The 15,413-nt window shown below is 48.2% G+C and carries 13 protein-coding genes; 12 read left to right on the forward strand and 1 reads right to left on the reverse strand.

The features are described 5' to 3' along the window. Window positions 1-303: 303 nt before the first annotated feature. The 12 genes from hxlA (at window position 304) to ABTV53_RS11725 (ending at window position 14,760) form a co-directional block, all read left to right on the forward strand. On the forward strand, window positions 304-936 hold the full coding sequence (hxlA, locus tag ABTV53_RS11670) for a 3-hexulose-6-phosphate synthase (RefSeq protein ID WP_036670570.1): 633 nt from the start codon (window positions 304-306) through the stop codon (window positions 934-936). A gap of 4 nt (window positions 937-940) precedes the next feature. Next, on the forward strand, window positions 941-1,504 hold the full coding sequence (hxlB, locus tag ABTV53_RS11675) for a 6-phospho-3-hexuloisomerase (RefSeq protein ID WP_091016976.1): 564 nt from the start codon (window positions 941-943) through the stop codon (window positions 1,502-1,504). A gap of 267 nt (window positions 1,505-1,771) precedes the next feature. Next, window positions 1,772-2,131, forward strand: coding sequence for a winged helix-turn-helix transcriptional regulator (locus ABTV53_RS11680; protein WP_062833989.1), 360 nt, complete (start codon window positions 1,772-1,774; stop codon window positions 2,129-2,131). A gap of 367 nt (window positions 2,132-2,498) precedes the next feature. Then, a complete protein-coding gene (pepF, locus tag ABTV53_RS11685) occupies window positions 2,499-4,301 on the forward strand; it encodes an oligoendopeptidase F (protein WP_433753073.1) in 1,803 nt (600 codons plus the stop codon). Window positions 4,302-4,410: 109 nt separating this feature from the next. Then, on the forward strand, window positions 4,411-4,926 hold the full coding sequence (locus tag ABTV53_RS11690; protein ID WP_433753074.1) for a DUF2500 family protein: 516 nt from the start codon (window positions 4,411-4,413) through the stop codon (window positions 4,924-4,926). Between the two features lie 245 nt (window positions 4,927-5,171). Further along, on the forward strand, window positions 5,172-6,665 hold the full coding sequence (locus ABTV53_RS11695; RefSeq protein WP_433753076.1) for a rhamnulokinase: 1,494 nt from the start codon (window positions 5,172-5,174) through the stop codon (window positions 6,663-6,665). Between the two features lies 1 nt (window position 6,666). Continuing rightward, complete coding sequence (locus tag ABTV53_RS11700) at window positions 6,667-7,428, forward strand: DeoR/GlpR family DNA-binding transcription regulator (RefSeq protein ID WP_433753077.1); 762 nt, start codon at window positions 6,667-6,669, stop codon at window positions 7,426-7,428. Between the two features lie 106 nt (window positions 7,429-7,534). Continuing rightward, window positions 7,535-8,263: a (Fe-S)-binding protein gene (locus ABTV53_RS11705; protein WP_133384450.1), complete on the forward strand. Its 729-nt coding sequence runs from the start codon at window positions 7,535-7,537 to the stop codon at window positions 8,261-8,263. Further along, on the forward strand, window positions 8,260-9,780 hold the full coding sequence (locus ABTV53_RS11710) for a LutB/LldF family L-lactate oxidation iron-sulfur protein (RefSeq protein WP_433753079.1): 1,521 nt from the start codon (window positions 8,260-8,262) through the stop codon (window positions 9,778-9,780). The genes ABTV53_RS11705 and ABTV53_RS11710 overlap by 4 nt, the downstream gene beginning before the upstream one ends. Further along, entirely contained in the window at window positions 9,770-10,495 is a 726-nt protein-coding gene (locus ABTV53_RS11715; protein ID WP_433753081.1) for a LutC/YkgG family protein, read from the forward strand. The genes ABTV53_RS11710 and ABTV53_RS11715 overlap by 11 nt, the downstream gene beginning before the upstream one ends. A gap of 220 nt (window positions 10,496-10,715) precedes the next feature. Further along, window positions 10,716-11,270, forward strand: a complete 555-nt coding sequence (locus ABTV53_RS11720) for a glutathione peroxidase (protein ID WP_433753083.1) — start codon at window positions 10,716-10,718, stop codon at window positions 11,268-11,270. Between the two features lie 316 nt (window positions 11,271-11,586). Next, on the forward strand, window positions 11,587-14,760 hold the full coding sequence (locus tag ABTV53_RS11725; protein WP_433753085.1) for a bifunctional cytochrome P450/NADPH--P450 reductase: 3,174 nt from the start codon (window positions 11,587-11,589) through the stop codon (window positions 14,758-14,760). Window positions 14,761-14,961: 201 nt separating this feature from the next. Here ABTV53_RS11725 and ABTV53_RS11730 read toward each other — a convergent pair whose 3' ends face one another. Beyond that, window positions 14,962-15,384, reverse strand: coding sequence for a hypothetical protein (locus tag ABTV53_RS11730; protein WP_421888869.1), 423 nt, complete (start codon window positions 15,382-15,384; stop codon window positions 14,962-14,964). Window positions 15,385-15,413: the final 29 nt, after the last annotated feature.

Consider the following 15,413-nt stretch of genomic DNA (forward strand, 5'->3'; position numbering starts at 1 on the left):
CTTTTATATTGCATATCTAATTGGATGATTAGGCTGCTGTACTGCTGTAAGCAGGCGTATTGGAATAGAGGGTTAATTCTATATTTGGTTCATCTAACAACGAAAAATTGTCAATAGTATCGCCCAAGTAACTACCCCACTTCAAAGTGCGTACTTCCTGAATGGATAGTCAGGGTCTACAATGAGTGAGTAGCCAAAACAAACACTGCATGCATCTCTACAGACAAATTGGTGCAGGCTAAATATCTAATTATTATTTTTACAGGAACGGCCCATATTTGAACAACAAAGGAGAAATAAATGATGAAATTGCAATTGGCACTCGATTTGGTAAACATCCCAGAAGGTATCGCACTGGTTAAAGAGGTTGAACAATATATTGATATCGTTGAGATTGGTACACCAATCGTTATTAATGAAGGTTTGCACGCGGTAAAAGCGATGAAAGAAGCATTCCCTAATCTGCAAGTTCTTGCAGACCTTAAAATCATGGACGCTGGTGGTTATGAAATCATGAAAGCTGCTGAAGCTGGTGCGGATCTGATCACTGTGCTTGGGGCAACCAATGACAGTACGATCAAAGGTGCAGTAGCAGAAGCGAAGAAACAAAACAAACAAGTTCTTGTGGACATGATCAATGTGCCTAACCTTGAACAACGTGCTCGTGAAATTGATGCGCTTGGCGTAGATTACATCTGTGTACACACAGGTTATGATCTGCAAGCTGAAGGACAAAGCCCGTTCGAAGATCTGCAAACGATCAAAGCTGCTGTGAAAAATGCTAAAACGGCTGTTGCTGGTGGAATCAAGCTGGAAACATTGCCAGAAGTAATCAAAGCACAACCGGATCTGGTTATTGTAGGCGGCGGTATCACAGGACAAGCCGACAAAGCGGCAGTTGCAGCTGAAATGCAACGTCTTGTTAAACAAGGGTAAGCGAATGAGCAAAACACAATACGCAGCGGACATCTTGAAGGAGCTGGAACGTACGTTAAGCCAGATCGATGATGCTGAAATGCAAGCGATGGCTGAACACATTCTGGCTGCGGAACAGATTTTTGTAGCAGGAGCAGGCCGGTCAGGACTTATGGGAAAGGCTTTTGCCATGAGACTGATGCAGATGGGGCTTCGTGTATATGTGGTGGGCGAGACCGTTACACCCGGGATCAGCTCGAAGGATTTCCTCTTGCTGTGCTCTGGCTCAGGGGAGACAGGCAGTCTCGCAGCTATGGCTAAGAAGGCTAGTCAAGCAGGGGCACCTGTCGGCCTGATTACGATTAAGCCAGAGTCCACGATCGGTCAATTGGCAACTACGGTAGTGCGCCTTCCGGCTTCAGCCAAAGAGGACACAGCGACTTCCGGAGCGGAAGTAACCATCCAGCCAATGGGCTCGCTGTTTGAACAGGGACTGTTAATCGGCATGGATGCTCTCATCCTTACGATGATGGAAATGAAGGGTATGACCGGAGCGGATATGTTTGGCCGCCACGCGAACCTGGAATAGTGAATAGATGAAAGACCGGAATCCTTTGATCATGAAGGGTTCTGGTCTTTTCTGCGATACATAATCATTCATCTGTATAGGTTTTATCCGTGATTTACAGTTAAACTTTGCATCCCGACCAGGCTGTAGTAGAATTAATAGATAGCTGTATCGAATGAATGTACTTATTACATCATGCATGGAGCGGAAAGCTTCCCTCGTGTGAAGTGTCCCCGTGATATGTGTAATATACGCGATATAAGATTGAAGATGAGGGGGCTCGGAGCCATGGCAGCCGAAGTCAAAGAACGGATTAATCTGAAAGAAATCAACTGTGAGAAGGAATTGACCCTTGCGGTGATCGGTGGCAAATGGAAGCTGATTATATTGTGGCATTTGGGTCTGGAAGGCACCAAACGTTTCAGTGAGCTGAAACGCCTAATCCCTCATATTACCCAGAAGATGTTGACCAACCAGCTACGTGAGCTGGAGGAAGACAAGCTGATTGAGCGCAAAGTGTATGCAGAAGTACCTCCTCGGGTGGAATATACGTTGACAGATCACGGCCAGAGCCTGATGCCTGTGCTGCACGCAATGTATAACTGGGGTAAAAATTACGGTGAAAATGTAATCTGGAAAGAAAGCTAAATAAGTAATATTTACAATGAACCGCCGGAAAATGGATACTTCCATCACCGGGGGTTTTTTAGTTACTTTCAAATTTTGGTCAGTGGATCAATAGTTTACTCCAAACGCAGTGGGCAGAAATAGACTTAAGAAGCGAAGCGTTCGCCTTTATCAACGGATTTTCACCTTTTAAAAGTGAATCAAAAAATCCGGGGATAACAGCGATCGAAAGGCTATTCTGCCAGCGGAGTAATATGGAGTAACCCGTTTGTCTGCTCGACCATAAATCTATACCAAAAGTCTCATTGTTCGCAGATGTCATGTATAGATGAGCCGAATATGATACGATGAGAGATATTGGAAAATGCAAGGAGGATGGCAACTAAAGATGGAAAAAATACGTACACGTGCTGAGGTAAACCCAGAAACCACTTGGGATCTGAAAGACTTGTTTGTATCCGATGTAGAGTGGGAGCAGGAACTTCGATCACTTCCTGAGGCTGCTGCCCAGATCGAAACGTTCAAAGGACGTCTGGGCGAAGGCGCTGAACAATTGCTGGCTTGTCTGGATGCTCGTGAAGCTTTGCAGGAGCGGATCGGCAAGACGGCTTCTTATGCCCGCTTGAAGCAGTCAGAGGACAGCACCAATCCGGTCAATATTGAGAATTCAGCTAAAGCAGGAGATATCCTATCAAATCTGTCGTCGTCCTTGTCTTTTGTCAATTCAGAGATCGTTGATCTGCCGGAGGGAACCGTTGAACGTTACCTTGAAGAACTTCCGGGATTGGAGCCGTATGCGCGTAGTTTGGAACGTTTGATTCGAGAAAAAGCATATCGGCTCACGCCAGAAACCGAGAAGGTACTCGCTTCACTCGGAGAGGTGCTGGATTCGCCATACCGTATCTATCTGCGTGGTAAACTGGCAGACATGACGTTTGACGATGCCCTCGATGGAGAGGACAATAATCGTCCACTGTCCTGGTCATTTTATGAAAATAATTATGAGATGTCATCTGATACCAAGCTGCGCCGTTCTGCTTATGCTGCATTCAGCTCAACATTAAATGATTACAAAAATACGTTCGCAGAAGGTTATGCAACCGAAGTGAAGAAACAGGTTGTTCTATCCAGGCTGCGTGGTTACGAAGATGTTACAGATATGCTTCTCAGCCCACAGCAAGTGAGCAAAGAGATGTACAATAATGTGCTCGATATTATCCAGCAGGAACTCGCACCTCATATGCGCAGACTGGCGGCTCTCAAGAAACGTGAGCTGGGTCTGGACAAACTGATGTTTTGTGATCTGAAGGCTCCGCTTGATCCTGAATTTAGCCCTTCCATTACATATGATGAGGCGTGCATACTCATTCGAGAAGCACTTGATGTGCTTGGGCCGGAGTACGGCGAGATCGTAGAGCGCGCATTCAGTGATCGCTGGGTGGATTACGCAGATAATGCAGGCAAATCCACAGGGGCATTTTGCTCCTCTATATATGGTTCACACTCCTATATCTTAATTTCATGGGCAAACAATATGCGTGGAGCATTTACGCTTGCCCATGAAGTGGGGCATGCAGGCCACTTCATGCTTGCGGGACGTTACCAACGGCTCACGAATACACGGCCATCTCTTTATTTCATTGAGGCACCATCGACCATGAATGAAATGCTGCTGGCAGACCATCTATTGAAGCGTTCCGATAATCCGAGAATGCGTCGCTGGGTCATTTTGCAACTGTTGAACACGTATTACCATAACTTCGTTACACATCTGCTGGAAGGTGAATTGCAGCGCAGGGTGTATGCACGCGCAACCAATGATGAGCCCATTACGGCGAAGACGTTAAGTCAGCTCAAAGGAGACATCCTTTCCGAATTCTGGGGACCCGATCTGGTAATTGATGAAGGTGCCAAGCTCACGTGGATGAGACAACCTCATTATTATATGGGACTATATCCATATACCTATGCGGCAGGTTTGACCGCTTCCACAGCCGCAGCACAGCAGATACGGGTAGAAGGACAGCCTGCGGTAGATCGCTGGCTTAATGCACTGAAAGCTGGTGGAAGTCTCACCCCACAGGAGTTAATGAAGCTTGCGGGTGTGGATATGTCCGGACCTGAGCCAATTCGCTCTGCGGTTGCTTATGTCGGCAGTCTTGTCGACGAACTTGAACGTCTGTATTCCTGATCTGGTTCATATAGTATACGGACAAGGCAGAACGGGTTGTCTGCATGCACCGCCTTCCTTGCGTGTGGGCGGTGCATCTTATTTTGCATGGGGAAAGGAACGATGATGAATGGCGTTAACGAGCATGTCCTCATCGATGGGCCGATTAAGCGTAGACGGCTTTGGTGTGTTTGACGACATGAATGGAGTACCAGGTTTTGAAGGCAATCAGGGTGGTTTCTTTTCGGGATTGAATGAGTTTGGTGCCATGGGTGCGTTTGTTTCCATTTTTATTGGTGCCGTATTTCTTATTGTTGCGGGTGTGATTGTATATGCCATCATCTCAGGGGTACGCACGTGGTCATCGAATAACGCATCGGCCTTGTTAACCCTGCACTCAACGGTGGTGGCCAAACGAACGGAAGTTTCAGGGGGAAGCGGGGATAGCAGCGCGACTACCCGGTATTATGTTACATTCGAATTTGACAATGGGGAGCGTATTGAACTGATCGTTGGAGGAAATCATTATGGCATGTTGGTGGAAAATGATCGAGGGATGCTGACGTATCAGGGGACACGCTTTAAGCATTTTGAGAGAGATATACAGCCCCAGTCTGGGGTGAGCAAAGGCCAGTTTTATACTTGAAGCATAAGAAATGCGGCTCCTCCCAGATGGGAGAGAGTCGTTTTTGGTATACCAAAAATAAAGAAAAACCAAAGGGTATTCAAACGCTTACAATGGTGATATACTCGTTAAATAAAGTAAAACAGTATCAAACAAAAACAAACAAACAAAAAATGCAGAATAAAGTACAGGGTTACGGAGTGAAACAAGAGATAATGTATGGAAGTTTGGAAAATAGGATGGGTTCGAAAGGTTGGTGAAGCGCGGTGAGTGTGCTGGCTTATGATTTGGGCGCTGGGAGCGGGAGAGCGCTACTGGGACATCTGAATGATCGCGGGATCGAAACGAGCGAAATTCATCGGTTCAAGAATGAACCCGTGAAGGTTGGCGAGCGGATGCACTGGGATATTCTGCGACTGCATCATGAAATATTGCAAGGGCTTACCCTTGTGAAACAGCAGGGAGAACTGCCGGAGAGCCTGGGGATCGATTCGTGGGGCGTTGATTTTGGTCTGCTTGGCAGTAATGGTGAATTGCTGGGAAACCCGTATCATTACCGTGATACACAGTTTAACGGCATGATGGATCAGGTACGCCAAGAGCTGACCTCTCAGCGGATCTTTGAACGTACAGGAATTCAGTTTCTTGGCTTTAATACCTTGTATCAATTGGCAACGCTCCAACGCAGTGGTTCCACGTTACTTCATGAAGCAGAGCGTTTTCTCATGATTCCGGATTTGCTTCGTTATTTCCTGACCGGAGAAGCGGTGAATGAGTTCACGAATGCAACAACAACGCAATTATACAATCCAACGGCGGGGCAATGGGATCGTGAGTTATTGGCACATATTCGCATTTCGGAGAAACTGTTCGGTGAAGTCGTGCTGCCAGGTACCCGTGTTGGAGAGTTGCGCAGCAGTATCTGTACCGATCTGGGTCTTTCCACTATTCCCGTAATCACGGTTGCCGAGCATGATACAGGTTCAGCCGTTGTGGCTGTTCCTGCAACGGAACGTTCATTTGCTTATCTGAGTTGTGGAACCTGGTCCCTGATGGGTACGGAGATAGATCATCCGGCGATAAGTAGCCAGAGTCTGGCCTTAAACTTCACGAATGAAGGCGGGGCTGGTGGAACATTCCGTCTGCTTAAGAACATCATGGGTCTGTGGATTTTGCAGGAAAGCATGCGTGAGTGGGATCGTCAGGGGCAGGGTATAAGCTACGGTGCGTTGTTGGCGAAGGCGGAACAGGCACCTCCATTTGCCAGTTTGTTTGATCCGGATGATGAACTGTTCATGCCAGCAGGAGATATGACGACCCGAATACGTCAGTATTGCCGTGATACAGGGCAAGTGGTACCAGAGGATCAAGGTGCCATTGCCCGGGCAATTCTGGAGAGTCTGGCATTGAAGTATAGAAGAGTGCTGGAATGGACGGAACAATTATCCCGGCAGACGTTCAACGGATTGCATATGGTTGGTGGAGGTATCCAGAACCGCCTGTTATGTCAGTGGACTGCGAGCTCCATTGGCAAGCCGGTATGGGCGGGTCCGGCAGAGGGAAGTGCCATTGGGAATATGGCTGTGCAGTGGATGGCAAGCGGAGCTTTTAAGGATATCTGGGAGGCTCGCAAAGCCATTCGTGATTCATTTCCGGTAACTGCATATGAGCCGCAGGACAGGTCCATTTGGGATGATGCTTACGGCAGATTTATGCGTTTAACGGCATCATCTACTTCACAAGCGGGGAGTGAATTGTAACATGCTGGCTGCTGAGCGGTATGACCGGATTGTGGAGATGGTAAATGTAAAGGGCAGTATGCGTGTATCCGAGCTTAGTGAGCGCTGCCGGGTAACGGAGGAAACGATCCGGCGCGATCTGGATCGGCTGGAACAGGCAGGACGATTGCGTCGTTCTCACGGTGGTGCAGTGAGTGTGAAGGAAGATCAGCCGGAGATCCCTTACCGGATCAGGGAGACAACCCATGCGGAAGAGAAAAGGCGGATTGCACAAGCGGCTTTGGCGATGATTCATCCAGGTGACCGCATTCTGTTGGATGCCAGCACAACGGCAGGTTATATGGCAGCAAACATGCCGGATTTTCCACTGACGGTCTTAACCAATTCCATCCAAATCGCCACTGAACTTAGCAGCCGTGACAAGGTTGAAGTCATCTCAACGGGGGGCCAGCTGGCGGCTCGCTCGTTGTCTTTTGTTGGGCCACTCGCGGAGCGTTCTCTGGAAACGTATCATGTGGATAAAATGTTCATGTCGTGCAAAGGTGTACATCTCGAAGGTGGCGGAATCAGTGAATCCAATGAACTCCAAGCAAGGCTGAAGCAGAAGATGGTTGGCATATCCGATCAGGTCATCTTACTTGCAGATGCCAGTAAATTTGGTGTCCGTGCTTTTGCCCGGGTATCCGGGTTAAATGCAGTCCATACGATTGTTACCGATCAGCCATTGGAGGCTGAACAGACAGACCTGTTGAGCGGATACGATATTGGAATCATCACGGTTTAAACAGCGATCGGAAGGTTATTGTGTCACCGGAGTGTTCATTGTAAATATTCTTAGTCAATTTTCTTAGTCAATTCATCTACTAATCAGTTAATAGGAGCGTGTAATTATGAAGGTCTCCTTATTCATTACCTGCCTCAGCGATGCCATCTATCCCCGAGTGGGGGAAGCCATGGTCAGATTGCTCGCCGCTCATGGTGTTCGGCTGGATTTTCCGCCGATTCAGACCTGCTGCGGTCAGCCATCCTACAATAGCGGGTACTGGGACGAGACTCGGGTAGCGGCCAAAACGATTCTTGAAGCGTTTGACGACAGTGATTTTGTAGTCTGTCCATCCGGATCGTGTACGTATATGATTCATCATTATCCCGAACTGTTCGCAGATGAACCGGTGTGGCTGGAGAAGGCGAAACGATTGGAAGCCAAAGCCTATGAATTCACTCAATTCCTCGTTCAGGTACTCGGAATAACCGATCTGGGCGCTCATTTTCCGCACAAAGTAACCTATCATCCATCTTGCCACGGCAGCCGTCTGCTTGGTGTGAAGGATGAGCCGATGGCGCTGCTCTCTCAAGTAAAAGGACTGGAATTGGTTCCACTTCCGTTTGCTGAGGATTGTTGCGGGTTCGGCGGCACGTTTGCCATCAAAATGTCCGATATCTCAGGAGCGATGGTGACGGAGAAGGTCGATCATGTCAAAGAGACACAAGCGGAAGTACTCGTTGGGCTGGACATGGCCTGTCTGATGAATATTGCAGGTAATCTGCGTTATCGGAATGAACCGGTGCGTGTGATGCATTTGGCGGAACTATTGTATGAGGGGGTGCAAACAGGATGAGTCAACCGGGAGTCATGGATACAACGGTCAAAGAACGTGCCGGACTGGCCTTGAATGATGATTTTCTGCGTAAAGCGGTGAAATTTACAACAGAACGATTGCGTAACGGCAAGAAGTCTGCCTCAGAAGAACATGGAAACTGGGATGAATGGCGAGAGCGTGGCCGTCAGATTCGTCTGCATACGATTGCGCATCTGGATTATTATCTGAATGAATTTGTGAATAACGCCCGTGCGAACGGGGTTCATATTCATTTTGCAGATACATCGGTGGAAGCAGCGGCGATTGCGCTGGATATTGCGGCTCACAAGCAGGCTTCTACGGTGGTAAAGTCCAAATCGATGGTGTCGGAGGAAGTACATCTGAATCATGTGCTGGAGTCGGCGGGCATTGAAGCCATCGAGACTGACCTGGGTGAATATATCATTCAGCTGGCAGGCGAAGCACCCTCTCATATTGTCATTCCAGCCATCCATAAGAACCGGTATCAGATCGCAGAGTTGTTATCGAAGGAAGCAGGTGAAATTCTGGAACCGGACACGACGGTACTTGCCGGATTTGTTCGCAAAAAGCTGCGCGAGAAATTCCTCGAAGCAGATATCGGCATGACCGGCTGCAATTTTGCGATTGCAGAGACAGGTTCCATGGTTTTGTTCGAAAATGAAGGCAATGCGCGTATGGTATCCACTGTTCCAAAAACGCAGATTACACTCATGGGCATGGAGCGGATCATCCCGTCATGGACGGATCTGGAGGTCATGGCAACCTTGTTGCCACGCTCCGCAACAGGTCAGAAATTAACGATGTACATGTCAGGCATCACAGGTCCGCGTCGTACAGCGGATGCAGATGGGCCGGATGAAATGCACATTATTATCGTGGACAATGGTCGATCCCTTCAACTCGGTGATCCTGAATTCCAGGAGTTGCTGAATTGTATTCGCTGTGGTGCTTGTCTGAATGCTTGCCCGGTATATCGCCATATTGGAGGTCATGCCTATGGTGGAACCTATAGTGGACCGATTGGCGCGGTACTGACACCTGCACTCAATGGCAACATTGATGAATGGAACGATATTGCGGGTGCTTCGAGTCTGTGCGGAGCCTGTTATGAAGCATGTCCGGTCAAAATTCCGCTGCATGATATGCTCGTTTATTTACGTAGACGTAAAGTGGAAGACGGTCATGGAAACAAAATGGAGAGCATGGGCATGAAGGGTTTTGCTGCCGTTGTTTCCAATTCCAAACGCTTCAGTGCGGCCATACGTCTGGGACAGATCGGGCAGAAGGCGGTTGTACGCAACAATGGCATTTCTCTCAAGCTGGGTCCACTCAAAGGCTGGAACAATTATCGGGTTGCACCAAGTCTCGCCAAAAAATCCTTCCGGCAACAATGGAACAAGCTGGATCAGGAACTGAACCAGAAGCAATCAGCCATGGATTCTTCCGTTCGCAGCCGTATGGAGCGGATTATTCGTGAACGAGAAGAAGGGGAGGGGACTAAACATGGTCACTGAACATCAGCAATGGCTTGCGGAATTGGAGAAAAAGTCCATAGAGAAACAGGAGCAGTTCATGAATGACATTGCTTCGAAATTGAGGAGACCAAGGCAACGACATGCGCCGACCCAACCCTCTCGGGGAGCACCCGACTTTTGGACTGAACTGGAATGGGATGAAGAGAAGCGCATTCAAGCATTTACGGATAACTTTGTGAGTGTAGGCGCACACATTGCCCGGGTTCAGAACATGCAAGAAGTGTCCCGATTTATTGCCACCAAATCGCATGAGCTGAGTGCCAAATATATCATTCGCCAGAATGAACAGGCGTTAGAAGATCTTGGATTGGGAGAGCAGCTTCCGGATGTGCAGATCTCAGTGTGGAATAGTCAAGCGGATGAGAACTGGAGGGCACGGGCAGCTGAGGCGGATATCGGTGTGGTCATGGCGGATTATGCGACAGCATACACAGGCTCGGTCACTGTACTTTCTTCACCGGAAAAGGGGCGTTCAGTCAGTCTCTTGCCTACTGTACTCATCATCATTATTCCAGTAGATCGGCTGTATACCAGACTGGGTGAGACGCTGGATCGATTTGACGAAGTGGGAAGAGAGAATCTTCCCGCAGGTATCCACTTTATTTCAGGGCCAAGCCGTTCTTCCGATATTGAGAATGATTTAACCATTGGGGTGCACGGACCAGGTATTGTATATGGTTTGATTATGGGGTAACGGTAAGTGGAGCGTGATACACACCATGATTTGGTAACTGTCCAGATGCAGCATTTAGCTGCTGAGGGCAGTTTTTTTGGTTTATTTTTTCATAGTTAAAAACTATCGAATTTATATTTATTATATATTTCACCTATTACTAGTAGGGGGGTATAATCCATCTCAAGAGAGAATGCATGTGAGATACGAAAAGAGAAGAGAAAGAGGAAGGTGAGTACGGATGAGTATATTTTCTTGCCAGGTTCCGTTCATGGATGGCCACAAGGGAGATTTGTCTGCATTAAAAGGGAACGTACTGCTTATTGCGAATACAGCAAGCCGGTGTAGTTACTCCCGCCAATTCAGTGAACTTCAACAGATGTATGAGAAATATGGTGATCAAGGACTGGAGATTCTGGCGTTCCCTTGCAACCAGTTTAACGAGAAAGAACCTGGCAGTAGCGCTGAGGTTGCAGAATATTGCAGAAGTCAGTTTCAGATTTCCTTTCCGATCTTGGAGAAAATTGATGTCGTAGGGCAATCGATGCATCCGTTGTTCCGTTACCTGACTGAAGAAGCGCCATTTCAAGGTTATGATCTGGACACGAAGGAAGGAGAGTGGATGGACACCTTTGTGAAAGAGAAGCATCCAGAATTGTATCAAGGTGACGGCATCAAATGGAATTTCACCAAATTCCTGATTGACCGCAGTGGGAACGTCCATGGCCGTTATGAAACGACAGTGGCTCCATTGGAGATAGAGCCGGCGATCCAGATTCTGTTGAAGAATTCCTAGTTATAATGTAATTCCTGTCCTGAGGTCCTATGACTTTGGGACGGTTGAAGATTGGAACTGGAAATGTTAGGGTAAAAGGAGATAACGAGTGCATCCATTTTTTTTAATCAAAAATGACCAATATACCATTTCGGTCAGTCAGTTCTTTTTTTGGTTTAACAGTTATCTGGATGAAATATCAAATTGTGCAAAAAATAACTTGAATCTGATGATTTAACGTGAAGTGTGATCCGAAGGTGAATTGCAATTCCGTATGGAATCGAGTCATTATTTTTAGTTGTCAAAACTCTTAACTTGGAAAGAAGGAGTGAGCGTCATGCCACCAATTTCAGTGCCCCAACCGAAAACATTTGGCCCGTTGGGCAATTTGCCGCAATTGAACTTTGAAGAGCCGGTGCAATCCCTGGTGAAACTGGCTGAAGAATACGGACCGATCTTTCGTATGGAGTATCCCGGACGAAGTGAATTGTATATTTCAGGTCACGAACTGGTCGCCGAGGTAACGGATGAATCCAAGTTTGACAAACGTGTATGGGCACCCCTTGCCAAGGTTCGTGCTTTTGCAGGAGATGGACTATTCACGAGTTGGACCGAGGAGCCGAATTGGAAAAAAGCTCATAACGTACTGCTGCCAAGTTTCAGTCAACGTGCCATGCAGGGATATCACAACAAAATGATTGATCTGGCTGTACAGCTGGTTCAGAAATGGTCACGATTGAACCCGGATGAAACGGTTAACGTTCCGGATGATATGACACGTCTTACACTGGACACGATTGGACTCTGTGGGTTCAACTATCGGTTTAACAGCTTTTACCGGGAAGAACCACATCCATTCATTACAAGCATGGTTCGTGCACTGGACGAATCCATGAGTTCATTGCAGCGACTGCGTCTGCAAGACAAGCTGATGATCACCAAAAAGAAACAGTTTGAACAGGACATCCGTTCCATGTTCTCTTTGGTGGATCACATTATTGCCGAGCGCAAAGAGAAACCGCAGGAAGGCGCGGACGATCTATTGTCCCACATGCTCAGCGGCAAGGACCCGGAAACGGGAGAAACACTGGATGATGAGAACATCCGTTATCAGATTATTACGTTCCTGATTGCTGGACATGAGACCACAAGTGGTCTATTATCCTTCGCCGTCTATTATCTGATGAAGAACCCGGATACGCTGGCTAAGGCCCAAGCAGAAGTGGATCAGATTCTGAAAGATCCGGTTCCAACGTACAACCAGGTTCGCAATCTGAAGTATGTTCGCATGGTTTTGAACGAAGCCTTGCGGTTATGGCCAACGGCCCCGGCATTTTCCCTGTATGCCAAAGAGGACACGGTACTTGCGGGTCAATATCCTTTGCAAAAAGGCGACAGCGTTAGTGTACTGATTCCCAAGCTGCATCGCGACCGCGAAGCATGGGGAGATGACGTAGAGGATTTCCGCCCGGAACGGTTCGAAGATCCGAGCAAAGTGCCGCATGATGCCTACAAACCTTTCGGTAATGGTCAACGGGCCTGCATTGGTCAGCAGTTTGCACTTCAGGAAGCAACGCTGGTGCTGGGCATGGTGCTCAAGCATTTTGACTTCATCGATCATTCCGATTATCAGTTAAAGGTGAAAGAAACGCTGACGCTCAAGCCGGATAACTTCACCATTCGGGTACGTGCGCGTGGAGGCCAGCCCGTCATGGCCGTTCCAGGTGTAGCAGTCGAAGAACCAAAGCCAGTTGCCAAAAGAACTGAACCGGATGCTGCGAATGCTCACCACACACCGATGCTTGTTCTCTACGGTTCCAATCTGGGGACGGCGGAAGGCATAGCACGTGAAATTGCCGATACAGCCAGATACCAGGGTTTCCGGAGTGAGGTTGCTGCGCTTGATGATCGTGTTGGCCAACTGCCGAAGGATGGCGCCGTTATTATTGTCAGTGCATCCTATAACGGTCAGCCGCCTAGCAATGCGAAGATGTTTGTCGAGTGGATTGAACACGCGGATGCGAATGAATTCAAAGGGGTGCGTTTCGCCGTTCTTGGATGCGGTGACCACAACTGGGCCAGTACCTATCAGCGCATTCCACGTTTAATCGATGAACAATTGTCTTCCAGAGGAGCAGAGCGGTTATCGCCCTTGGGTGAGTCCGATGCAAGCGGAGATTTTGAGAAACAGGTGGGAGATTGGGCGGAGCAATTATGGCCGGATCTTGCACGAACAATGGGACTGAAACTGAACACAAGTTCCAATAGCGAACGCAGCTCACTATCTGTACAGTTTGTCAGTGGGCTCGCCGTAACACCGCTTGCGGATACGTATGATGCCCATGTGGCAGAAGTGCTCGAGAACAGAGAGCTTCACGACGCGGGCAGTGAACGGAGTACACGTCACCTCGAGATCAAATTGCCTGAAGGCATCACCTACAAGGAAGGGGATCATCTGGGCATTCTGCCACAGAACCCACCGGAGCTGGTGGAACGTGTACTTCGTCGGTATGGATTCACGGGAACGGAGCATCTGGTTCTCGATGCATCGGGTAGAAGCGCCGCACATCTGCCGCTGCATCAACCGGTTAACCTGTATGACCTGCTTAGTCATAGCGTTGAGCTTCAAGAAGCCGCAACTCGTGCTCAGCTCAGAGAAATGGCAGCATACACGGTATGTCCACCGCATAAGAAGGAGCTTGAAGCGCTGCTTGATGAATCTGTGTATATGGATGAAGTTCGGAATAAACGGATCTCCATGCTGGATTATCTGGTGAAATATGAGGCATGTGAACTGCCGTTCGAGCGCTTCCTTGAATTACTGCCTTCACTGAAAGCCAGATATTATTCGATCTCCAGTTCACCGCGTGTTCTGCCCGATCAAGCGAGTATTACGGTGAGTGTAGTGCGTGCTCCGGCATGGAGTGGACAGGGAGAATACAAAGGCATTGCGTCCAACTATCTGGCAAACCTGAAACCGGGTGATGAGATCGTCATGTTCACGCGGACACCGGAATCCGGTTTCCAATTGCCGGAAGCTGCACAGGTTCCCGTCATCATGGTAGGGCCGGGTACAGGCGTTGCCCCATTCCGTGGTTTTATACAAGCAAGACATGTGTTGAAGGAACAAGGTCAAGCCGTTGGCGAAGCACATCTATACTTTGGATGTCGGAATCCCGAGCATGATTATCTATACAAAAATGAATTGGAAGCAGCCCAGCAAGAAGGACTTGTCGAGCTTCATACGGCGTTCTCCCGAGTGAACGGGGAAGAGAAATGTTATGTACAGCATCTGATGAGAGACGATGCCCGGCATCTGATTCCTTTACTTGAAAAGGGTGCGCATCTGTATATCTGCGGTGATGGCAGCAAGATGGCACCTGATGTGGAAGCTACACTCCAGCAGGCATACGCTGAAATTCATGGCAAATCCGCGCAGGAAGCAGCAGATTGGCTTGATCAGCTTCAGCAGGAAGGTCGTTATGCCAAGGATGTATGGACAGGCATCTGATGTACACATGTGAAGGATCAGTTTGATCTGTAACTGGCTGAGCGGTGAGATACAGAAGCAGTTCTGTGCTCACCGCTTTTTGACATAAAATGATTCTTCAGCAGAGAAGTGGTTGCATGGGTTATAATTATATATTGGAAGGGAGCACCGATATGCAGATATTCGGGAACCATTGTATGGCTTGCGTGAAATGAACCAGCTTTACTTCCGACTACAAGGTCGTTTCAGATTCTTTTTTCCGGTGGTTGGCCGATAGATCGACTCGACGCTGGAGAGAGGGAATAGAATACGGGAAGGGACTCTGCCTTTTCCCTGGAGTTCAAGATAATCCAGTCCCACGCCCACCAGTCTGATATTGTTAAATGCATTCCAGGAAGGGAAAGTCGTGCGGATTCCGACTCTGACGCCTCGCCGTGTTCGAGGAATATCGAATACCCGAATGGAATTCAGACTAAGTGGAATGAATATTTGACGGTTTACTTTGATAAACTGCCTTGGATAGACACGACGAATACGTCCCGGTTCCAACCCGGAGAGTGGAGTATTCAGTTCTGCAAGATGCCCCTGGAGTTCTGCCAGACGCTGCTGAAGTGTTTTTCCAGTATGGAGATGCTGCCAGCTCATAAGTATTCCTCCGTTCGCCATTTGTACCT

It is taken from the genome of Paenibacillus amylolyticus (genome assembly GCF_050990605.1).
GTDB classification, from domain to species: domain Bacteria; phylum Bacillota; class Bacilli; order Paenibacillales; family Paenibacillaceae; genus Paenibacillus; species Paenibacillus amylolyticus_H.

Coding starts and splice junctions, on each gene's coding strand:
- hxlA (WP_036670570.1), top strand. CDS start 304: ATGAAATTGCAATTGGCACTCGATTTGGTAAACATCCCAGAAGGTATC.
- hxlB (WP_091016976.1), top strand. CDS start 941: ATGAGCAAAACACAATACGCAGCGGACATCTTGAAGGAGCTGGAACGT.
- ABTV53_RS11680 (WP_062833989.1), top strand. CDS start 1,772: ATGGCAGCCGAAGTCAAAGAACGGATTAATCTGAAAGAAATCAACTGT.
- pepF (WP_433753073.1), top strand. CDS start 2,499: ATGGAAAAAATACGTACACGTGCTGAGGTAAACCCAGAAACCACTTGG.
- ABTV53_RS11690 (WP_433753074.1), top strand. CDS start 4,411: ATGGCGTTAACGAGCATGTCCTCATCGATGGGCCGATTAAGCGTAGAC.
- ABTV53_RS11700 (WP_433753077.1), top strand. CDS start 6,667: ATGCTGGCTGCTGAGCGGTATGACCGGATTGTGGAGATGGTAAATGTA.
- ABTV53_RS11705 (WP_133384450.1), top strand. CDS start 7,535: ATGAAGGTCTCCTTATTCATTACCTGCCTCAGCGATGCCATCTATCCC.
- ABTV53_RS11710 (WP_433753079.1), top strand. CDS start 8,260: ATGAGTCAACCGGGAGTCATGGATACAACGGTCAAAGAACGTGCCGGA.
- ABTV53_RS11715 (WP_433753081.1), top strand. CDS start 9,770: ATGGTCACTGAACATCAGCAATGGCTTGCGGAATTGGAGAAAAAGTCC.
- ABTV53_RS11720 (WP_433753083.1), top strand. CDS start 10,716: ATGAGTATATTTTCTTGCCAGGTTCCGTTCATGGATGGCCACAAGGGA.
- ABTV53_RS11725 (WP_433753085.1), top strand. CDS start 11,587: ATGCCACCAATTTCAGTGCCCCAACCGAAAACATTTGGCCCGTTGGGC.
- ABTV53_RS11730 (WP_421888869.1), bottom strand. CDS start 15,384: ATGAGCTGGCAGCATCTCCATACTGGAAAAACACTTCAGCAGCGTCTG.